Below are 20604 nucleotides of genomic sequence, written 5' to 3'. Positions count from 1 at the left end.
GCGCGAGTCTACCCCGAGACCCGCCTCCGCGCCTCACCGTCCCGGGCCACGCCCATTCTTCATGAGGTTCATGCGCTGCTGGGCCCCGCGGTGCCGCGGGTCGAACCGAAGCGCCTCCTCCAGCCGGTCCCTTGCCCGCCCCATGTCACCCTGGCGGGCGTAGGCATCGGCAAGCAGCACCAACACCTCCACGTTGTACGGCTGCAGGTCCAGCGAGCGCTCCAGCTCCGCGATGCCGGTGGTCAGGTCGCCCCGGCGGAAGGCCATCTGGCCGAGCAGCACGTGCGGCACCGGCAGCCCCTCGGACTCGGGCCGGCGCGCCATCTCCTCCAGCGCCGCGGTCCCGCGCGCATCCCCCACGCTGGCCAGCGGAATGGCGGCGGCCTGGCGCACCCAGAGCGACTTGTCCTTCAGCAGCGGGGCGAGCGTGTCCGCCACGTCGCGCGTGCCCGTGGTGGCCAGCGCCTCGGCGAGCTCCGAGCGCAGGGTGGGGTCCGTCGCGGTGGCGAGCGCCGCCTTCAGCGCGGGCACGGCCTCCTTGCGGAAGCGCTGGGCCAGCAGCAGGGCCGCCACGCCGCGCAGGGTGGGAGCCTCCTTCTTGTCCGCCAGCACCTGCTCCAGCGGCTGGCGGCTGTCCGCGGCGGTCTTCTGGGCGATGGCGTCCGCCAGCCGCATCCGCCGCGCCTGCCTCAGCTTCGCCTTCGGCCACCACTGCTCCATCGCCGTCACCATCGACTCGGGCGTGGCCTTCTCGTGCGTGTGGCACGCGTTGCACGCGTTGGGGATGCCGTGCTTCACCGTGTTCCGCGGCACCGGCACGTCGAGGGCGTGGTCCGCGAAGTGGTCCAGCACGCCCGAGATGGTGGGCGGCATGTGGCAGGCCAGGCAGTCCTGTGCCTCCGCCGAGGCGTGGTGCGTGTGCTTCGTGCCCTCGGCGAACACCTTCGCGTGGCAGCCCTGGCAGCTCGCCGAGCCCACCGTCACGCCCTTCGCGAGGTGCTTGGGCAGCTTGACTTCATTGGGTGCGTGCTCGCCGTGGGGCGCGGTGTGGCAGGAGAGGCAGGTGGCGCCGCCCTGCAGGTAGCACTGGGACTGGGTGAGGGCCTGGTACTCGAAGCTGGACGTCTTGGGGCGCCCATCGTCGAAGTAGTCCCCGGAGCGCTCGTTGCCGAGGGTGACCACCATGGGCTGGTAGTGGTCCTCGTACGAGTCCCCGGGATGGAAGCGGTGTTGCGCGTCCAGCAGCGGGAAGAGCGTGCGGTGCGGCCCGTGGCACTGCCCGCACACGGCCAGCCCCTTGCGCGGCGGCAGCTTCGCCGGCTGGACGATGTCCTTCTTCAGCTGCGTCTCCGCGTGGCGCGCGCCGGGGCCATGGCAGCTCTCGCAGGCCACGCCCGCGTCCGCGAAGCCGGTGCTCCACCGGTGCGCCTGCCGGTCGTACGTCGCGTTGAGGCCGGTGACGTGGCAGTCCAGGCACGAGTGCTGGGCGTTGCGCTGCCAGTTGGACCAGAAGAAGGGATGGTCCGTCGTCAGCGCGCCCTGCTTGGTCTCGGAGTAGTCCACCCACTCGCCCTTGCCGGTGACGTGGAAGTAGATGGGCAGCACCTGCCAGCGGCCATCGGGCATGACGGTGACGGGGTCCTGCATCCGCTTGCCGCCCACCACCCAGTGCACGGGGTACTCGAAGGTGGCGCCGGTGGGCCCTCGCGTGCGCATGAAGGAGTGCTCGTCCCGCCGGGACATCCACGCCTCGCTGGACTCGCCCTTGAAGTGCGTCTGGGTGAAGTCGCCGACCACGTAGCGCGGGGTGGCCTCGGAGAGCGCGCGGGCATGCCAGTCCTTGCTCCACGCGGCATGCTCGTCGTCATGGCACTCGGAGCACTTCTCCGAGCCGACATAACCGGTGGCGGACGACTGCAGCTTCACCGTCACCTGGGGCGCGGCCGGGGCGGGCACGGTGGACGAGGCGGAGCGGACAGCCACCTGCTGGGAGCCGATGGGCGCGGCGGGCGGGGCGTTCGGCGCGGCCGGGCGCCAGATGACGGCCCCGGCGGCCAGGAAGAACACGACGGCGACCGCGAGAGCGAGCGTACGGGAGCGGGACATACGAGGGGGGAGGCGCGGGCGAGAGGGTACGCAGACGCTATCTCAACCGCGAGCGGTCTGCTGGGGCGAGTCACCCGGGGCCCGATGTTCCCGCCACTGCGTCACGGCGGAACCTCGCGAGCCCGGAGCTCCGGGCGGTGGCGGAACGTGGAAACCTCGGGGGAGCCCACCGGGCCGCACACGGCGGGCCAGTACGGCCTTCACCGGTACGGGACGGCGGCGCGGGCCAGCGCGTGCAGCGTGGCCTTCAGCTCCTCGAGGTCCACGGGCTTGTCCAGCACCGCGTTCACCCCGAGCCTCCGCGCCTCCTCGCGCGTCTCGCCGTCGGCGAAGGCTGACAGGATGACCACCGGACAGGCGAGCCCGCACGCCTGCACCTGGACGAGCACCTCCAGCCCGGTCCTCCCCGGCATCCGCACGTCCGAGAGGATGAGATCCGGCGCCAACAGGGGGCCGCCACACACCTGCGTCAACAGCACGTAGTCCGACAACTCGAAGCCGTCCTCCAGTGCCACCACGGCATAGCCAGCCCTCGCCAGCGTCAGGGTGAGGAGCGCACGCATCTCGTCATCATCCTCGGCCAGGAGGATGCGCGGCGGGCGGGGTTCGGTCGGCAGGGGAGGCATCATGGAAGGACCCGAACGGAGAGTTATCTGCCTCTTCACAGCAGGACCCGTGCCAGCACGCCGTCCCTCTCAGGGGGCGTCTTCCCTCGGGAATGGCGTGGGGCAAGCCGCCCCACCGGGGGCATTCTGCCCCGAGCCCCCGGGCACGCCTCGTTCCCCTCCTCTGATCATGGACCCGGGGTGGGTGCGCGCGTTGTAGTAGCTGAATGAAGCTCGCTCGGAAGATCACCCTCGCCCTGGTCCTGCTCGCCTTCGCCGTCATCGCGGGGCTGGAGACCGTGGAGGTGCAACGCGAGCTGGCCCGCTCGGCGCTGGACATGCGCAACGACCACCGCCTGCTCGGCTACACGGTGGGCGGCGCGTTCGTCCGCACCTGGGAGTTGGAAGGCGAGGACGAGGCCCGGGCGGTGCTCGCCAACGCCAACCGCCTCCAGGAGCAGGTGCGGCTGGGCTGGCTGTGGCTGGACATGCCGGAGGCGACGCAGCTGCCCCCGGATCAGCTCCAGGCGCTGCGCTCCGGATGGGACACCTCCTACGAGGACCACAGCCATGAGATCAGCCTGCTGCGCTCCTTCACCCCCATCATCGTCGGAGAGCGGCGGGGGGCCATCGAGGTCACCGAGCCCCTCACGGAGCAGCTGCTGCACGTGCGCCAGACGGTGGTGGGCACGGCGGTGGCCACCGGCGCCATCACCCTGGCCTTCCTGCTGGTGGCCATGGCCATGGGCAGACGGCTGGTGGGCCGTCCCGTGGAGCAACTGGTGGGGCTCGCGCACCGCATCGGCCAGGGGGACCTGGGGGCGCGGGTGCACCTGACACAGAAGGACGAGCTGGCCACGCTCGCGGACGCGATGAACCAGATGGCCTCGGGGCTGGCCACGGCGCGCGCACAGGTGGCGGCCGAGACGGCGGCGCGCCTGGCCACGCTCGAGCACCTGCGGCACGCGGACCGGCTGGGCACGGTGGGCAAGCTGGCCTCCGGCGTGGCCCATGAGCTGGGCACTCCGCTCAACGTGGTGCTCGGCCGGGCGAAGATGATCGCCTCCGGCGAGGCCGAGGGAGAGGAGACGAAGGAGTGCGCCCGCATCATCTCCCAGCAGGTGCAGCACATGACGGCCATCATCCGTCAGCTGCTGGACTTCGCCCGGCGGCGCACGCCCCGGCGCGCCCCGGAAAATTTGAACGAGCTGGTGGAGCGGACGTTGACGCTGCTGCGGCCCATGGCGACACGGCGCAACATCGTCCTCGCCAGCGAGGCGCCAGGGCCGGTGAACCTGGAGGTGGACGCCGGGCAGATTCAACAGGCCCTCACCAACCTGATGGTCAACGGCATGCATGCGATGAAACGTCCGGGCACGCTGCGGGTCCGCCTGGGGAGGGAGCACGCCCTGCCGCCAGCGGACCTGGGAGGGCCGGAGCGCGAGTGGGTGCGGATGGACGTCACGGACGAGGGCGAGGGCATCTCCCCCGAAGCGCTGCCCCGTATCTTCGAGCCCTTCTTCACCACCAAGGACGTAGGAGAGGGCACGGGCCTGGGCCTGTCTGTCTCCTACGGACTCATTCGGGACCACGGCGGCTGGATTTCCGTGAGCAGCGAACCCGGACGCGGTAGTTGCTTCTCCATCTTCCTCCCACCCGAGGCGAAGGAAACCGAGGAGGCCAAGGCATGAGCGCGACGAAGGGCCGCATCCTGGTCGTCGAGGACGAGCGCGAGATGCGAGCGCTGTTGGAGAAGGGGCTGGCGCGCCGGGGCTTCGTCCCCACGGTGCTGGGCAGCGCGGACGAGGCCTTCCCCCTGCTGGAGACGGAGGAGTTCGACACCGTCCTCACCGACATGCGGATGCCGGGCATGGATGGGCTGGAGCTGTGCGAGCGCATCGTCCTCAACCGTCCGGACATCCCCGTGGTGGTGGTGACGGCCTTTGGCAGCCTGGAGACGGCGGTGGCCGCCATCCGTGCCGGCGCGTACGACTTCGTCACCAAGCCGGTGGACCTGGACGCGCTGGTGCTGGTGCTGGAGCGGGCGGTGCAGCACAAGGCACTGCGCGAGGAGGTGCGGCGGTTGCGCCGGGCTCTGGGCGGCGTGTCGGCGGACGGGGGCGTGGTGGGCGAGAGCCCGGCGCTGCGCCGGGTGTACGAGCTCATCGACCGGGTGGCGGACTCGGACGCGTCGGTGCTGGTGACGGGCGAGAGCGGCACCGGCAAGGAGGTGGCCGCCCGGGCGCTGCACGCGCGCAGCCGGCGCCACGACGGGCCCTTCGTGGCCATCAACTGCGCGGCCATGCCCGAGGCCCTGTTGGAGAGCGAGCTGTTCGGCCACGCCCGGGGTGCCTTCACCGACGCCAAGGCGGCGCGCTCGGGCCTCTTCGTCCAGGCGCACGGTGGCACCCTCTTCCTGGACGAGGCGGGGGAGATGCCCCTGGCGCTCCAGCCCAAGCTGCTGCGGGCGCTGCAGGAGCGCAAGGTCCGCCCGGTGGGAGGGGACACCGAGGTGCCCTTCGACGCGCGCATCGTCGCCGCCACCAACCGCGACCTGGAGCTGGCCGTGGAGGAGGGCCGCTTCCGCGAGGACCTGTACTACCGGCTCAACGTCATCGGCCTGGAGCTGCCCCCGCTGCGGGCCCGGGGCAACGACGTGCTGTTGCTGGCCCAGCGCTTCCTGGAGCACTTCGCCGCGCGCAGCGGCAAGCGCGTGGTGGGCCTCACCCCCGCCGCCGCCCAGCGCCTGCTGGCCTACACCTGGCCCGGCAACGTGCGCGAGCTGCAGAACTGCATCGAGCGCGCCGTGGCCCTCACCACCTACGAGCAGCTCACCGTGGAGGACCTGCCGGAGCGCATCCGCGACTACCGCGGCCCCAGCAACCTCGGCCAGGAGCAGGACGTGTCCGAGCTCGTCTCGCTCGAGGAGATGGAGCGCCGCTACATCCAGCGCGTGCTGGAGACGGTGGGCGGCAGCCGGACGCTGGCCTCGCGCATCCTCGGCGTGGACCGCAAGACGCTCTACCGCAAGCTGGGCCGCCGCAACGCCGGGGCCGCCGAGGACAAGGACGAGAAGTCCTCCACCTGAGCGGCTCCACCTCCGTTCCTTCCACCCCTGGAGAATCCATTGTGAGCACGACATCCCCTCGCTACGACCTGTGGTCCCCGGAGACGCGCGCCAATCCCCTGCCCCTCTACGCGCGCATGCGGCAGGAAGCCCCCGTGGTCCGGCTGTACGACCCCACCCTGCGACAGCCGGTATGGGTGGTGACGCGTTACAAGGACGCGGTGGAGCTGGCGCGAGATCCGCGCTTCACCAAGGACGTGAAGAAGCTCCCCGAGGACTCGCCCCACCGCCAGATGCGCTCCGCGGATATGGAAGCCATCAGCCGGCACATGCTCTCGGCGGATCCGCCGGACCACACGCGGCTGCGCTCCCTGGTGTCCAAGGCCTTCACCCCGCGCCGCGTGGAGGAGCTGCGCCCGCGCATCGCCGCCATCGCCAGCCAGCTGTTGGACACGGCGAAGGACCCGGGCTCCATGGATCTGCTGGACGCCTTCGCCTTCCCCCTGCCCATCACTGTCATCGCCGAGCTGCTCGGCGTGCCGGTGGAGGACCGGGACCAGTTCCGCGACTGGACGACCACCATCATCAGCCCGCCGTCCGAGGGGAACCTCGAGCCGCTCCGGGAGGCCGGCAGGCAGTTCATCCAGTACTTCCAGCAGTTGCTGGCGCGGCGCCGGGCGGACCCTCGGGATGATCTGCTCACCGCCCTCATGTCCGCGGAGGAGCAGGGGGACCGGCTCTCGCCCCTGGAGCTGATGAGCATGCTGTTCCTGCTGCTGGTGGCGGGCCACGAGACGACGGTGAACCTCATTGGCAACGGCGTCTGGGCGCTGCTGAACCACTCGGAGCAGCTGGAGCGGCTGCGCGCCAACCCGGCCCTCATCGAGTCCGCGGTGGAGGAGATGCTGCGCTACTGCGGCCCGGTGGAGACCACCACCCAGCGCTGGGCCGCGCAGGACGCCGAGTTCCATGGCCAGGTGATTCCCCGGGGGGAGACCATCCTCGCCTCGCTGCTGTCGGCCGACCACGACCCCGAGCAGTTCCCGGAGCCGGAGCGGTTCGACATCACCCGCGAGCCCAACCGGCACATCGCCTTCGGCTTCGGCATCCACTTCTGCCTGGGCGCGCCCCTGGCCCGGCTGGAGGCCACCATCGCCATCAACCTGCTGCTGGAGCGCCTGCCCCGCCTGCGCTTCGGCGTGGACCCGTCCGAGCTGCGCTGGCGTGACGGCATCCTCGTGCGCGGCCTGCAGCGCCTGCCCGTGGCCTTCTGAGACGGACACTCCGCCCTCCCACCGGGGAGAGGGCGGAGGAGGCGCCGTGCCTACTGCGCCACGTGGCACCGCCGGGGCTCACCCGCGCGGTGCTCCCGCCCCGGCCCGCCCGGGACGCGGCAGGGCAACGTCAGGCGGGTGGGCGTGGGCTGCACCACGGAGAGGCCCGCACCGAGCATCGCGGAGTTCCCCCAGCCCCAGACGGAGCCGTCCTCCCGCACCGCCAGCGCGTGGGAACCGCCCGCCGAGATGGCGACGGCATCCGTGAGGCCCACCACCTGGACCGGAGAGGCGCGGGGCTCGCGCGTCCCGTCTCCGAGCCCGTCGGGGTTGCTTCCCCAGGCCCAGACGGAGCCGTCCTCGCGCAGCGCCAGCGAGACGTTTCCTCGGGCAGTCAGGGAGACCACGCGCGAGAGGCCCGGCACCGGAGCCGGCGTGGGACGGGAGACCCGAGAACCATCGCCGAGCTGGCCCTGGGCGTTGCTCCCCCAGGCCCAGACGGAGCCGTCCCGGCGCAGCGCCAGCGCGTGGGAGCTGCCGGCCGAGAGGGCCACCACGTCCGTGAGGCCCGGCACCGGAGCGGGCTGGGGCCTCGAGTACGGCGACTCGACGCCGAGCTGGCCGTAGGAGTTGTCGCCCCAGGCCCAGACGGAGCCATCCGCGCGCACCGCCAGCGAGTAGGAGGCACTGGCCGACACGGCCACCACCTGGTCCAGCCCGGAGATCTGAACCGGGCTCGTCCGGGGTTGCGTCGTCCCCGGACCGAGCTGGCCCTGGAAGTTGGCGCCCCAGCCCCAGACGGAGCCATCCGCGCGCACCGCCAGCGAGGAGAGCTCAGCAGCCGAGAGGTCCACCACGTCCGTGAGGCCCGGCACCGGCACCGGCAGGGCGCGGTAGGTCTGGGTTCCATCGCCGAGCTGGCCGTAGGTGTTGAAGCCCCAGGCCCGGACGGAGCCGTCCGTGCCCAGCGCCAGCCAGTGGGAGTCACCGGACGAGACGGCCTTCGTGCTCGAGAGCGCCGCCACCTGGGCCGGTTCCGAGCCCCAACTCCAGACGGAGCCATCCTCCCGCACCGCCAGCGAGCGGGCCGAGCCGGCGGACAGGGACACCACGTCGGTGAGCACCCGCGTCTGGATGGGGGTGAGCCGCTGGTCCGTTCCCGTGCCGAGCGCGCCCGTCATGTTGTTTCCCCAGCTCCACAGGGAGCCATCCCGGCGCACGGCCAGCGAGTGGGTACCGCCCACCGCGAAGTCCACCACGTGGCCCACCCCGACCTGGACCGGGCGGGTGCGCAGTTGCGTCGTCCCGTCGCCGAGCTGGCCCCAGTTGTTCTGTCCCCAGGCCCACAGGGTGCCATCCCGGCGCAGCGCCATCGAACGGTCGAAGGCGTCATCCACGGCCACCACGTTCGTGAGGCCCGGCACCGCATGGGGCGTGGCGATGGAATTCTCGAACCCATCCCCCACCAGGTCCAGTGAGTCCTCGCCCCAGAACCACACGGAGCCGTCCTGGCGCACCGCCAGCGCGTGCTCGCCATGGGTGGCGAGGGCCACCACGTCCGTCAGGCCCGGCACCGGAGCGGGTTGCGCCCTGGAATAAGGCTCCGGGGTCCCGAGCTGGCCGTAGGAGTTGTCGCCCCAGGCCCAGACGGAGCCATCCGCGCGCAGCGCCAGCGAGAGGGCTTTCCCCGCCGCGACCGCCACCACGTCCGTCAGGCCCGGCACCGGAGCGGGCTCGAACCGGGAGGAGGGCCAGGACTCCAGCTCCACTCCGAGCTGGCCCTGGAAGTTGTCGCCCCAGGCCCAGACGGAGCCATCCGCGCGCAACGCCAGCACGTGACGTTCACCGGCCGCGAGGGCCACCACGCCCGTGAGGCCCGGCACCGGAGCGGGCTGGGGCCTCGAGTACGGCGACTCGACCCCGAGCTGTCCCGCGTCGTTGAGCCCCCAGGCCCAGACGGAGCCGTCCACACGCAAGGCCATGGAATAGAAGTCACCGGCCGCCACGGTGATGACCCGGCCGATTCCCGGCACGCGCACCGGCAGGGAGTGTTTACCGTACTTCCCATCTCCGAGCTGGCCGAAGCCATTGGCCCCCCAGCCCCACACGGAGCCATCCGGAGCGACCGCCAACGAGTGGCCGTCCCCGGTCGCGAGCAGGCCTCGCCTGGCCCTGGCCGAAAGCTCCTGGCTCTCGGTGGTCTCACCGGCGAGGGCCCGTCCGCTCCACATCACCATCATGCAAATGGCCAGCAGGAGCCGAGTCACACCGGCTCCGCCGCACACGCGCTCTCTTCTCATCGAATGATGCTCCTGGGATTGGCTCAGCGCTTCGAGCGTGGCGACGCGTGAGCAGAAACCGTGCCCATGCCCGGCCGCTCCGGTCCGCACCAATTCCCGGGAGGTTGCGCGCGGCACCACGCGCGGAGGCATGACGAATCGCGACACCGGGTGACGAATCGCGGCAGGATGGGCGGCGCATGTCCATTCCATGCCCGCGCTGCCAACAGGCCCTCACTCCCGGAGCCCCGTCCTGCGCCCACTGTGGCGCCTCGCTGCTCATCGAGGTGGACGGCGCGGAGCCAGCGTGCGCCATCCACCCCACGCTGCGAAGCCTCGGCACCTGCGACCGGTGCGGCGCGTTCGCCTGCGCCATGTGCCTGCGCGTCGACTCGCGGGGACAGGTGCTCTGCCAGAACTGTCACGAGCGCGAGCCGGACGTCCTGCTCCCGTGGGACAGGCGCGAGGAGCTGGGCACGTTCATGGCCTTCTGGAAGACGTTCGTCGAGGTGCTGCTGCGCCCGGGTAGCTTCTCCACGGTCCGGGCCGAGGGGAGCGTGGGCAGCTCACTGCTGTTCGCGCTGCTGAGCTCCCTGCCGAGCAGCTTCGTGACCGGCGTCACCTACCTGGGCCTGTTCAGCTTCATGACCCAGGTATTCCCGGTTGCGAGCACACAACCCGAAGTGGAGCAGCGGTTCCAGTGGGTGGGGCTGGCCACGTTCGCTTTCTGCGTGCTCGTCATCCCCCCGTTGACCCTGGTCTTCACCCTGCTGAACGCGGGTGTGGACCACCTCTTCCTGCGCATGGGCGGCATCACCCGGGACTTCGCGGTGACGCTCCGGGCCAATGCCCTGTCCCAGGCGCCGATGGTGCTCGGGGGGGTGCCCATCATCGGCGCGCAGGTGGCGCCCTTCTGGGTGCTGGTGGCGCGCGTCTTCGCCTACCGGGGGCTGCACCGGACGACGTGGGGCGTGGCGGCGGTCGGTGCCCTGGCCGCGCCACTGACCTTCTGCATGCTCTGCGGCGGAGGCTACATCGCGCTCATCCTGCTCGCGGTGGGCCGCTCCTAGCTCACAGCGCGTAGCTGGCGTAGCAGGTGCCCACCGGGCCGCTGCCGGTGGTGGGCGCGTTCGGGGCGGACAGCCACGCGCCCTCGGAGCCGCACTGGTGCCACTGCAGGTCTCCGCTGGACTGCACGCACGTGCGCGCCGGCACGGACTGTCCCAGGGTGGCGGAGCTGCACCACGGCCAGGACGCGGTGCAGTTGGTGGGTTTGGTGGTGGTGCCCGCCGTGAAGGTGCCGTCGGCCTGGCACTGCCGCCAGATGGCGTCCGAGGAGCTCTGCACGCACACGCCCACGGCCACGTTGGCGTCCACCGTGCCGGTGTAGCAGGTGACGGTGGTGGAGCCGGTACCCCAGTTGTACTCGCCCTTGAACTGGTTGTACTTCACCGACACCAGGGACGAGCCGCCGATGTCGGTGCGGCCGCACTGGATGGCGTACGCGCCCACCCAGGGCGTGTACGTGTAGAGCGCCGCGGTGGCCTTGTTGACGGGCTTCACCGAGCACGGATCCGAGGTGCTCTTCGTCACGCCCGGCTTCCACCCGGAGACGGTGGCGCGGCCGGCGTCCAGGTCGGTGAGGTAGCCGCGCATCTTCTTGGCCGAGCACTCAATCTGCTTGCCGAAGCCCGCATAGGAGGAGGAGCACCCGCCGCTGTCGGGGCAACCACAGCCGGTGGCCTTGGCCAGGTTGGTGGAGGTGCCGCTGGTGATGAGGCTCGACTCCGTCTGGATGCGCGCCAGCATGTACAGGGGGTTGATGGTCTGGGCCTTGGACTGCTCCACGATGAGGGCCGCCGCCGTCTTGTTGTTCCAGGCCGGATCCTTGTAGGTGGCCAGGTACGAGCCCTTCTGCACCAGGAACTGCTGCACCTGCGCGGTGGTGATCCACTGGCCGCCGGTGATGTCGGTGTCCTCGAGCAGCCGGTGCATGTCGTACTCGGTGGTGGCCGGCTCGAGCACCTCGCCGGTGAGCGCATCCACCACGACCTCGTCCTTGGCGGGGCCACAGCCCACCAGGTACAGCGCCGGCAACAGGAACAGCGTGTATCGCAGCTTCATCGCGAGCCTCGGGTAGGACCGCGGAGCCGGGCAACACGTCGCCCCGCCCCACGGTGGGGGAGGGCGCGTCTTAACATCTGAGAAATCCGATTTTCCAGTAATCCTTGTGGGTGTCGGCCACTCAATCCTTGAGAAAGATTTGGGTGCTCTCGCTAGGCTCCGGCTCCGGGCCGCACACGAAGCGTGGCCCACGGGAGGGGACATGCGCGTAGCGCAAGGAAGCGATCTGTCGTTCACGACCACCAGTGACGACTACAAGGCCAGGCTCACCGGGCCGGACAACCTCGATGAGGAGGTGCGCCTCGAAAAGGAGCTGCCCACCAAACAGCCCGGCTTCTACACGCTCACCGTCATGGACAGGCGCATGCGCACGTTGACGGCGACACTCGAGGGCCAGGAGGGTTTCGCGGTTCCGCGGACCGAATCGGCCACGAAGAAGGAGATGGTCACCCTCCGCTACGAGGTGCACTGATGCGCTCGCCCCACCGCCTGTTGCTCACCCTCGGGCTCCTGCTGACGGCGACGAACGCCACGGCACAGGAGCGCCCCGCCTGCGCCGCGAACCCGCTCGTGGGATTCCTGAGCGACGGCACCCACGACGTGCTCGGTACCGCCTTGATGGCCGGCCAGCAGTGGGACACGCCCCCCGAGGGAGTCGCCCTCGAGAACTGGCCCGCGCTGCGCGCCGAGGCCCTCACCCGGCTCCAGCAGGTGCTGGCCACCTGCAACGCCGACAAGCCGCTGACTCCACCCACTGGCACGGCCTTCCACGGCATCTACGAGAGGTACCGCCCGACGCTGACGGAGACGCTCGAGCGATACGTCGCATCGAATCAGCTCTCCTCGCCGGTGTTCTCGCAGGTGCTCGGCGCGGTGGGCGGCATCCCCGCGCCCCAGAGGTTGCAGGTGGGCCTGTCGCAGATCGTCTCGGCGGGGCAACCCGGGCTCGCGGGGAACATCGCGGGCGCGCTCAGCCCCCACTCCGAGCATTTCATCCCGAGACACACCTCGCTGACGGGAAGCCTGCTCGTCATCCAGCCCGTGAGGGCCGCCGACAGCACGGAGCCCACCGAGCTGGGGCAGCCGCAGTTCGCCTCGGCCGAGACCATGCTGGCCTTCAGCAGCCGGCGCACGGCGTATGACTGGTCCATCGAGGTCAGCAACCGGATGCAGGAGATCATCAAGAAGTCCGAGCAGCAGGGCCTCTTCGCCACCCAGCAATTCCTCCGGCGCATCCAGGCGAGCCTGGAGCTGCGGCAGCCCGCCGAGAGGCTGAACCAGCAGGAGGAGAAGGCGCGGCTCGACGCGGCCCCCTCGGAGGCACGAGAGCAACTGAGGACGGAGATCGACCAGGCCCGGAAGCTGCGGGAGCAGGAGAACCTGCGGGCGGCACTGGAGGAGGCCTCCGAGGCGGCCCGGCGGTTCTACCTGGAGACGATGGAGACCTATTTCACCCGGACCTTCATCCAACCCGAGCTGGACAGGGAGAAGTACCCGTTCCATCTGGACGTGGCGTTGAGGGTGCGCGTGACGCCTCGCCCGGACTTCGTGCCCGAGCTGCCGGACCTGTTCTCCACCGGCCTGGAGGTGGCGGGCGACGGAGCCTTGCTGGGCGGCCGCGACTCGAGCCAGTTGCTCTACAACTTCCGGGTGTTGACCTCGGGGTCGGCGTATCCCACGCGGGTGTGCTCGCGCTTCTCCGGTTGCGACGCCCAGGCCAGCCTCCTGCTCGACGCGGCCGCGGGCCTGGGCGTGACGCTGCCGTCCCGGGACATGCCCTCGGACACCGTCTTCCGGGTCGCGGGCCTGCTGCGGTGGGCGCCGTTCCGCGACATCAGCATCAACGGCCAGATGGTCGACGAGCTGTCCGGTGGCTTCAGCGCCTCGCTGGAGGTTCCGGTCGCCCCGACACTCTCGCTCCTGGGCAGCTACACCATGCGGTGGGTGAAGGGAGGGAGCGCGGTGGCGACCTCGGGCATCACCATCGCGAAGACGTTGCCGAAGTGAGCCGGGGGCGGGCCCCTACCGCCGCAAGCGGCGGCGGGCCCGCTCGCGAGCGGCTTCGAGGGCCGAGTCCACCCCGTGCTCGTCCCGTGGCGGTGCATCTCCCGAGGTGGCTGCCGTCGTGGGGGCTGCTTCCGGAGCCTTCCCGGCACCGGTGGACGCGGTGGACTCCGGGGCCGGGCCCGTGACGGCCGGAGCCGGCATGCCCGGCGCCGCCACGGCCGCCGCCGAGGGAGCCACCGCGCGTCGGGGCCTGGGCCCGGAGAGGAAGCGGCGCACGGCCACCTCCGCCAGCAGCACCGCCACCGCCAGGCCCACCAGCCACGGCGCCAGCGGCACGCGGCCCTCGGACTCGGGGGCGTCCTCGAAGAGGCCCGCCATGGACAGCCGCTCCACGCCACCGCCCACGGCCGCCACCCCGCGCAGCACCGCGAGGCCCTCCTGGGAGGTGCCGGGCTCGAACTCGGGGGCATAGGGCAGCGTCACCGGCGGGGCCCGCAGCACGCGCGCGCCCAGCTTCACCACCGGGTGCCACGAGCCACTGCCCGGCAGGGTGTACTCGGCCGCCACCCGGTCCTCGTCCTCCCAACGCATGGGCACCTCCACCGGCTGGCTCCGCCCATCTCCCGGCAGCAGCACCAGCGAGGGCAGCGCGCCCGGCAGCGCCTCTCCCGGCGCGAAGTCCAGCGTCACCCGCAGCAGGTTGCCCCGCCGCTCCGAGCGCGCCACCGCCTCGCCCGACTCCCCCGCCCCGCCCATGGCCCAGCGCACCATGCCCTCCAGCGCCGGGCGCAGGCCGCTCCAGGAGCGCAGCTCGCCGGTGAAGGCCCCATCCACCTCGGCCATGAAGGCCACCGTGCGCCCCGCGCCGCGCGGCCACAGCGCCAGCACCGGCGCCGCGTTGTCGTCCAGCGTGCGCAGGGCCACGCTCGCGCGCGGCCGCAGATACGTGAGGTTGTAGCCGCCCACCTGGGGCAGCCCCAGCGCCGGCAGCCTCCCGAGCAGCGGCAGGTCCGGCGCGGCCTCCAGCGAGGCGGGCTCGTCCACGAAGGTGGCCCGCGCCACGGCGATGGTCTCCTGGCTGAAGATGCGCGGCAGGCTCGTCGCGTCCTCGGCGAAGTAGATGCGGCCTCCACCCTTGGCGGCGATCTCCTCGAGCAGCGCCGCGTCCGGGTCCTTCTTCGAGCCCAGGCCGATGACGGACACCGTCACCTTCTCGCCCTGGAGCCGGGAGAGCGTCTTCAGGTAGTCGTCCGGCTCCTCCGAGTCCGCCGCGTCCGAGAAGAGCAGCACGTGCCGCGTGGCCTTGTCGCTGCCGAGAATCTGCTTCTGGCCCTCGCGCAGCGCCTCGCCCACGTAGATGCCACCGCCGCCGCTGAAGCCACGCGACACCTCGTCCAGCGGCAGCCCCAGCTCCACGGGACTCATGGGGAAGATTTCGTGCACCTCGGTGTCCACCATGTGCACGGACACCTCGTCCTTCTCGTTGAGCAGCGTGAGGGCGCTCACCACGCCCTCGGCGGCCAGCTCCATCTTCGTGCGCCCGTCCGGGACGCGCACGCCCATGGAGCAGCTGCAATCCATCAGCACGCTCATGGCGAGGGCCGTGCGGCGCTGCTCCTCGCGCATCTCCAGCGACACCGGCAGCAGCGGCTCCACGGGCGAGCGGCGGTAACCACCCTCGCCGAAGCTGGTGCGGCCCCCCGTCATCACCAGTCCGCCGCCGGCCTGCTCCACGTAGGCCGCGAGCGCGCCGAGCCCCGGCTCGCCGAGCCGGTTGGCGTCGACGTTCTCCAGCACCACCGTGCCCACGCCGTCCAGCGCGTCCAGTGTGAGGGGGAAGGGGGCGCGCACCTCCAGCACCAGCCCGGCCGTGCGCAGGGCCTTGGACAGGGTGCCCTCGGGCTGATCCGTGAGCAGCAGCACCCGGGGAGGGCCCTCCACCCGCAGCACCGCCTGTCCCACGTCGTTCTCCACCACGCCGTCTCCCGGCGCCTCCACCGTGAGCCGGTAGGCCGCGAGCCCCGGCTCCTCCACCAGGTCGCGGAAGGGCAGCAGGTTGGGCCCGGCGCGGAACTCGAAGGGACCCTTCAGCAGGACGTGGCCATTGCGCTCCAGACGCACGGTGCCGGAGACGGGCTGGGAGGCCTGCACCACGCCCGTCAGCTGGAAGGGCTCGTGCGCCTTCACCGAGGACGGCACGTCCAGCGAGAGGACGGCCAGGTCGAGCGGCGCGTCGTCGCGGGCGAGCTGGCGGAAGTCCACGGGAATGCCCCGGGCCGCGAGCCGCCGGGCCGCGCCCCTCGCATCCGCGCCGGTGGACCGGCCATCGGACACCACGAGCACCCGGCCGGTGCGGCCCGGGGGAATGAGGGCGCCCGCCGCGTCCAGCGCCGCCGACACGTCCGAGGCCTCCGCGTCCACGGGCCGGGTGAAGCCACCGAAGCGTCCCGACTCCGAGAGCGGCTGCTCCACCCGGGCCTCGCGCCCGAAGGAGATGACACCCACGCGATCCCCGGGCCGCCGCTGCGTCTCCAGGAGGCCCACCAGCTCCGAGGCCACCCGTCCCGCGTCGGCGGGCATGGAGCGCGAGCGGTCCACCACCACCACCACGTCGCTGCCCGCGCGGCGGAGCAGCAGCTCGGGGCCTGCGAGCGCGCCGACGCCGAGGAGCAGCAGCGCCCAACGCAGGGCCATGGGAGGGCCGGGGCGCCGGCCGAGCTTCCACAGGAAGAGGCCCAGCGGCAGGAGGAGCACCAACGCCTGGGGCAGGGAGAAGCTCATTCGGGGTCACACCATGCTACCCACCGGGGTAGAGCCGTGAAAGGGGGGTGGCCGCGGGAAAGGCTCGCGTGTTGCGCCCACGCGACCGCGTGTCCTCACCACGCGGCCCCCAGTGCCTCGCTCCAGCTCCGCCCCTCCCATATCCAATCTGGCGGCACCATTTCAGACACGCGTCGCCTTTCCCGCCCGCCCAGGGCACGTATTCCTCACAGATTCTCGGAGAGAGAGCCCCAGAGGGACACGGCACACACCTTGCTCATCTCGCGGTCACTCGGGTGGCAGCAGAAACCCGAGAGCCCTTGGACGGCCCCTCTGAACGGGACCGCGACGCATCGTCACCAAGGACAAGGCATTTCACTTTGAAGCGAGTCATCATGTTTCCCGATACAATCTTGTCTGGTTCTGTCACCGGCCGTCTGTCCCGGACCGCCGTGAAATTCGGCTGGGGTGCCCTGGCGTTGGCGTTGCACGGGTGCATCCCCACCGGGGACGAGTCGCCCGCCGCGCAGCCAACGACCACCGCGCAGAAGCCACGAGACACCGTGGCGCGAGGCTCGGCGTTCCTGCGCTTCGGCCGGAGCCACAAGCCGCAGGTGGTGAACTACATCGTCAGGGATGGCTGGGCCATCACGCAAGGAGACATCGTCCTGGGGCGCGTGGAGGACGTGGAGGCCGAGTCGGCCCGCCTCCGGGAGGAGGTCGCCAGGGGCCCGCGCCAGGGCGGCGTGTCCGCCGAGGGCTTGGGCATTCAGGACTCCGACTATCTGTGGCCGAACGGGGTGGTGACGTTCGCCTTCGACCCTTCGCTCACCGACAACAAGCGGCAAGAGGTGCGCGACGCCATGGCCCACTGGGAGCGCAGGACGGTCATCCGCTTCTCCCAGGTGGAGGGCTGCGGGTTCTTCGGCGGCAACTGCGTGACCTTCCGGGCCAGCACTGACAACAGGTGCAACTCGCACGTCGGGCCCCTGTTCGTGCTGGGCGTCGCATTCCCCCAGGACGTGAACGTGGCCACCTGGTGCGGCACCGGCTCGCTCATCCACGAAATCGGCCACGCGTTGGGCCTCTACCACGAGCAAGCCAGGTCGGACCGGGACGACTTCATCACCATGAAGTGGGAGAACTTCTCGACCGATCCGACGATGGACCATTGCAAGGCTCAGTATGACAAGGAGGACAGCGGCCTGAACATCGGAGCCTACGACTACGGCTCCATCATGCACTACCCGGCCACCTCGACATGCAGCGCGAAAGATGCCGCTGGAAGGTCGCTGCCGCAGTTCCTCGTCAAACAGACGCTGCCGCCTGGCGTGGACGTGGGTCAACGCAATGGGTTGAGTGAGGGGGATATCTCTTCCATCACCCGGATGTATGGCAGTTGGGTGTCTCGAAAGTACGTGGAGCTCGTGCTCTGCCGGCTCACGCCGCAGGGGTGCCCGGCGATGGGCGCCTCCACGAGCGACGAGGGGATGGCCGAGGACTGGGGCCGCTACCGCCACTACGAAGGCGGCTCCATCTACTGGCATCCGGATACGGGGGCCCACGTCGTCCGCTCGCAGATCCGCCCGAAGTGGGAGGAGCTCGGCTGGGAGCGAGGCGTGCTGGGCTATCCCCTCTCGGACACGGAGCAGACCGCGGATGGCTCGTGGGAGAACCGGTTCCAGTACGGCACCATCTCCTGGCATCCGGTGGGCGGCTACCGCGTCGTCGTCGTGAATGACGGCACGGTGGTGCGCGAGCAGGGCCAGAACGCCATCTGGGTGTACCAGGGCGGCGGCCGCTTCTGGGTGCCCAATCCCCAGGAGTGGGCGGCCTACAAGGCTGCCCACGGTCTGACGGATTCGAGCATCCGCTGGGCGCCCCGCGGCTTCATCGCGTCCACACCGCAGTCGCCACGGAACGGGACGGTGGTGCGCGAGCTGGGCCGGGTCGCCATCTGGGTGTACCAGGACGGCGGCCGCTTCTGGGTGCCCAATCCCGAGGAGTGGGAGGCCTACAAGGCCGCCAACGGTCTGACGGAAGCGTCCATCAGGACCGTGCCCCGCGGCTCGCTCTGGCACACGCTCGTCATGAAGGACCTGGCCACCGACGAGCTGCGCGTGCGCGAGGACGTGGCCCACGATGGCGCGGTGGTGCGCGAGCGGGGCCAGGCCGCCATCTGGGTGTACCAGGGCGGCGGCCGCTTCTGGGTGCCCAACCCGCAGGCCTGGTCGGAGTGGGAGCTGGCCATGGGAGTCTCGGGTGCCAGCATCCGCATGGTTCCCGTGGGCTCACTGGCCTGGACCGTCGCCCTCTCGGGTGGGCAGGAAATCTCCGTGTCGCGCGTGGAGCTCCCGCGCGATGGCACGCTCATCTCCGAGCTCGGGAGCACGACGGTGTACGAGGTGTGGGGCGGCCGGAAGTACGTTTCCAGCAGCTACGACCCGGCGAACGTGAAGCGGATTCCGACGGGCTCCAGCGTCGACGTGCCGAACGGCCCCTGAGTCTCTCAAGAAGGCTCGCCGCCGCCCGCCTGCACCAGGGCGGGCGGCACCGACTGCCCCAACTCCAGACACAGGGCCTCGGCCTTCTTCAGCTCCTGCTTCAGCGCCTTCTGGTGGTTGCGGCTCTTCACCAGCGACTCCCGTCCCAGCAGCCGGAAGGCCTCGTCCCGCCCCACCTGCAGCACCGCCTCGGCCAGCACGAAGCCCCGCAGGCTCTCGGCCAGGTCGATGTCGAGCGGAGCCCGCCGCCGCTGCGCCTCCCGCACGAAGGCCCGCGCGGCCTGGCTCAGCGCCTCCACCAGGGGCGAGGCCTTCTCTCCTCCTTCGTAGGCCAGCGCCTGCCGGATGTGGGCCTCGCGCAGCACCAACTCCGAGGTGGTGCTCCCCTGCTCCACGAGGGCCAGCGTGTAGGCGCGACGAATGAGGTTGTCGAGCTGCCGCAGGTTGCCGGGCCAGGAGCCCTGCTCCAGCCATCTCTCGGCTTCCGGAGCCAGACGCGCCTCCCCCTCCGAACGCTTCTCCCGGTGGTGGCGCGTCAGCATGTAGCGCGACCAGGGGCCAATCTCGTCCCGCCGCTCATCCAGCGGTGGGAGCCGCACGGGCAGGACGTTGATGCGGTAGTACAGGTCCTCGCGGAAGGTGCCCTTGCGGACCGACTCGAGCAGGTTCGCGTTGGTGCCGATGATGAAGCGCACGTTGGCCCGCTGCTCGCTCCCGGCGTCTCCGAGCGTGCGGTAGGCGCGCTCCTCCAACACACGCAACAGGCCCGCCTGGGCCTTGAGAGACAGCTTGTCGATCTCATCGATGAAGAGCGTGCCGCCCTCGGCCCGTGCCAGACACCCGGGGTTGTCGCGCACCGCTCCCGTGAAGGCCCCCTTGCGCCAGCCGAAGAGCTCCGCCATCTGCAGCTCCTCGGGGATCATCATCAAGTCCAGGCTCTCGAAGCGGCGTTGCTGGCGCGGGGAGCGCTCGTGGCACCAGCGCGCCAGGCGGGACTTGCCGGCCCCCGTGGGGCCACTGATGAGGAGCGTCTCCTCCTGTTGAGCGAAGACGCGCAGGACCGCCATCAGGCTGGCCATGGAGGAGCCGACGACGGGCAGGTACTCGTCCGTCTCCAGCATGGCACCCGGGCGCGGTGGCAAGCCCATGAGGAAGGGGGCCGCCAGGTCCACGGCGAGCTGAAGCCGGGGACCCACTCCCAACCAGATGAACTCCTGGCCGAGCGCCGCCATGCAGCTCGCCTCCAGGGCGATCATCCCCTCGATACGCCCACCGGGCAGGCGCAGGGGGAGGACGCACACGTGTGTGGCCTGACGGCTGAGCAGCCGCTGCTGGCTCTCGGAGGTGAAGGACCCCCCCGGGAACGACTTGGAGAGGCCGCGGGCCGATGCCTGGTGGGGCAGCAAGGTGCCCAGTCCCACGTCGATGGAGACGGCACAACCGTGCTCCACCACCGCGCGCCAGGCGGAAGCGGAGGCCAGCAGCGCCGTCTGGGGCTCATTGGCCAGGGAGAGCGCCGCCTCCTCCGGAGACGGGGTCTCCATCGCCTCCCGCTCCAGCGCCATCAGCCGGCTGTAGGTATCCGCCGGCCGCAAGTGCACCACTCCGCGCAGCAGCGCGCCCCGTCCAGCGAAGCGGCTGTCCTCCAGCGCCTGCCCGGCCATCCGCAACAGCGTGCGCAACGTCGTGAACGCGGCCTGCTCGAAGTGCCTCGCGGCGTGCAACGCGGTGGCGAGGGATGAGATGTCCTCGGTCATTGCCTCCCCTGTCCTGGTGCGGCGTTCCCATCCTGGGAGGCCATCCAAGATGTCACCCCCGTCCTCAACGAGCCAGGAACCACGGGTACAACCGTTGGAATCGTCCACCTCTCACTCTGTT

13 protein-coding genes are annotated in these 20604 nt (G+C 70.9%); 7 read left to right on the top strand and 6 right to left on the bottom strand.

The window, feature by feature from the left end:
* Positions 1–33: 33 nt before the first annotated feature.
* Complete coding sequence (locus tag JRI60_RS07325) at positions 34–2106, bottom strand: HEAT repeat domain-containing protein (RefSeq protein WP_204225129.1); 2073 nt, start codon at positions 2104–2106, stop codon at positions 34–36.
* A 200-nt stretch (positions 2107–2306) separates the two neighbouring features.
* Entirely contained in the window at positions 2307–2735 is a 429-nt protein-coding gene (locus JRI60_RS07320; RefSeq protein WP_204225128.1) for a response regulator transcription factor, read from the bottom strand.
* Positions 2736–2938: 203 nt separating this feature from the next.
* On the opposite strand from JRI60_RS07320, the gene JRI60_RS07315 reads away from it, so the two are divergent.
* The 3 genes from JRI60_RS07315 to JRI60_RS07305 are packed head-to-tail and all read left to right on the top strand — an operon-like array spanning position 2939 to position 7052.
* On the top strand, positions 2939–4402 hold the full coding sequence (locus JRI60_RS07315; RefSeq protein WP_204225127.1) for a sensor histidine kinase: 1464 nt from the start codon (positions 2939–2941) through the stop codon (positions 4400–4402).
* Complete coding sequence (locus JRI60_RS07310) at positions 4399–5799, top strand: sigma-54-dependent transcriptional regulator (RefSeq protein ID WP_204225126.1); 1401 nt, start codon at positions 4399–4401, stop codon at positions 5797–5799. The genes JRI60_RS07315 and JRI60_RS07310 overlap by 4 nt, the downstream gene beginning before the upstream one ends.
* A gap of 41 nt (positions 5800–5840) precedes the next feature.
* Positions 5841–7052: a cytochrome P450 family protein gene (locus tag JRI60_RS07305; RefSeq protein ID WP_239470393.1), complete on the top strand. Its 1212-nt coding sequence runs from the start codon at positions 5841–5843 to the stop codon at positions 7050–7052.
* Between the two features lie 50 nt (positions 7053–7102).
* Here JRI60_RS07305 and JRI60_RS07300 read toward each other — a convergent pair whose 3' ends face one another.
* Entirely contained in the window at positions 7103–9352 is a 2250-nt protein-coding gene (locus tag JRI60_RS07300; protein WP_204225125.1) for an RCC1 repeat-containing protein, read from the bottom strand.
* Positions 9353–9531: 179 nt separating this feature from the next.
* Between JRI60_RS07300 and JRI60_RS07295 the strand changes: the two genes are divergently transcribed.
* On the top strand, positions 9532–10401 hold the full coding sequence (locus JRI60_RS07295; RefSeq protein ID WP_204225124.1) for a YIP1 family protein: 870 nt from the start codon (positions 9532–9534) through the stop codon (positions 10399–10401).
* Between the two features lies 1 nt (position 10402).
* On the opposite strand, the gene JRI60_RS07290 is transcribed toward JRI60_RS07295, so the two are convergent.
* Complete coding sequence (locus JRI60_RS07290) at positions 10403–11455, bottom strand: hypothetical protein (protein ID WP_204225123.1); 1053 nt, start codon at positions 11453–11455, stop codon at positions 10403–10405.
* A gap of 202 nt (positions 11456–11657) precedes the next feature.
* Here JRI60_RS07290 and JRI60_RS07285 point away from each other — a divergent pair, with 202 nt between their 5' ends.
* Together JRI60_RS07285 and JRI60_RS07280 are read left to right on the top strand one after the other, a co-directional pair.
* Positions 11658–11927: a hypothetical protein gene (locus JRI60_RS07285; RefSeq protein ID WP_204225122.1), complete on the top strand. Its 270-nt coding sequence runs from the start codon at positions 11658–11660 to the stop codon at positions 11925–11927.
* Entirely contained in the window at positions 11927–13462 is a 1536-nt protein-coding gene (locus JRI60_RS07280; RefSeq protein WP_204225121.1) for a hypothetical protein, read from the top strand. The genes JRI60_RS07285 and JRI60_RS07280 overlap by 1 nt, the downstream gene beginning before the upstream one ends.
* A gap of 15 nt (positions 13463–13477) precedes the next feature.
* Here the strand turns inward: JRI60_RS07280 and JRI60_RS07275 are convergent, their stop codons facing one another.
* A complete protein-coding gene (locus JRI60_RS07275) occupies positions 13478–16243 on the bottom strand; it encodes a VWA domain-containing protein (protein WP_204225120.1) in 2766 nt (921 codons plus the stop codon).
* Positions 16244–16635: 392 nt separating this feature from the next.
* On the opposite strand from JRI60_RS07275, the gene JRI60_RS07270 reads away from it, so the two are divergent.
* Complete coding sequence (locus JRI60_RS07270) at positions 16636–18726, top strand: M12 family metallopeptidase (protein WP_204225119.1); 2091 nt, start codon at positions 16636–16638, stop codon at positions 18724–18726.
* Positions 18727–18731: 5 nt separating this feature from the next.
* Here JRI60_RS07270 and JRI60_RS07265 read toward each other — a convergent pair whose 3' ends face one another.
* Complete coding sequence (locus JRI60_RS07265) at positions 18732–20483, bottom strand: sigma-54-dependent transcriptional regulator (protein ID WP_204225118.1); 1752 nt, start codon at positions 20481–20483, stop codon at positions 18732–18734.
* Positions 20484–20604: the final 121 nt, after the last annotated feature.

The organism is Archangium violaceum, assembly GCF_016887565.1.
Lineage (GTDB): Bacteria > Myxococcota > Myxococcia > Myxococcales > Myxococcaceae > Archangium > Archangium violaceum_B.
Note: the sequence above shows the minus strand (reverse complement) of the source record. Positions and strands in the feature narration are given on the sequence as shown.

What these genes read in the sequence shown, in the direction of transcription:
- JRI60_RS07325 (WP_204225129.1), bottom strand. Translation starts at nt 2,106, where the DNA reads ATGTCCCGCTCCCGTACGCTCGCTCTCGCGGTCGCCGTCGTGTTCTTC.
- JRI60_RS07320 (WP_204225128.1), bottom strand. Translation starts at nt 2,735, where the DNA reads ATGATGCCTCCCCTGCCGACCGAACCCCGCCCGCCGCGCATCCTCCTG.
- JRI60_RS07315 (WP_204225127.1), top strand. Translation starts at nt 2,939, where the DNA reads ATGAAGCTCGCTCGGAAGATCACCCTCGCCCTGGTCCTGCTCGCCTTC.
- JRI60_RS07310 (WP_204225126.1), top strand. Translation starts at nt 4,399, where the DNA reads ATGAGCGCGACGAAGGGCCGCATCCTGGTCGTCGAGGACGAGCGCGAG.
- JRI60_RS07300 (WP_204225125.1), bottom strand. Translation starts at nt 9,352, where the DNA reads ATGAGAAGAGAGCGCGTGTGCGGCGGAGCCGGTGTGACTCGGCTCCTG.
- JRI60_RS07295 (WP_204225124.1), top strand. Translation starts at nt 9,532, where the DNA reads ATGTCCATTCCATGCCCGCGCTGCCAACAGGCCCTCACTCCCGGAGCC.
- JRI60_RS07290 (WP_204225123.1), bottom strand. Translation starts at nt 11,455, where the DNA reads ATGAAGCTGCGATACACGCTGTTCCTGTTGCCGGCGCTGTACCTGGTG.
- JRI60_RS07285 (WP_204225122.1), top strand. Translation starts at nt 11,658, where the DNA reads ATGCGCGTAGCGCAAGGAAGCGATCTGTCGTTCACGACCACCAGTGAC.
- JRI60_RS07280 (WP_204225121.1), top strand. Translation starts at nt 11,927, where the DNA reads ATGCGCTCGCCCCACCGCCTGTTGCTCACCCTCGGGCTCCTGCTGACG.
- JRI60_RS07275 (WP_204225120.1), bottom strand. Translation starts at nt 16,243, where the DNA reads ATGAGCTTCTCCCTGCCCCAGGCGTTGGTGCTCCTCCTGCCGCTGGGC.
- JRI60_RS07265 (WP_204225118.1), bottom strand. Translation starts at nt 20,483, where the DNA reads ATGACCGAGGACATCTCATCCCTCGCCACCGCGTTGCACGCCGCGAGG.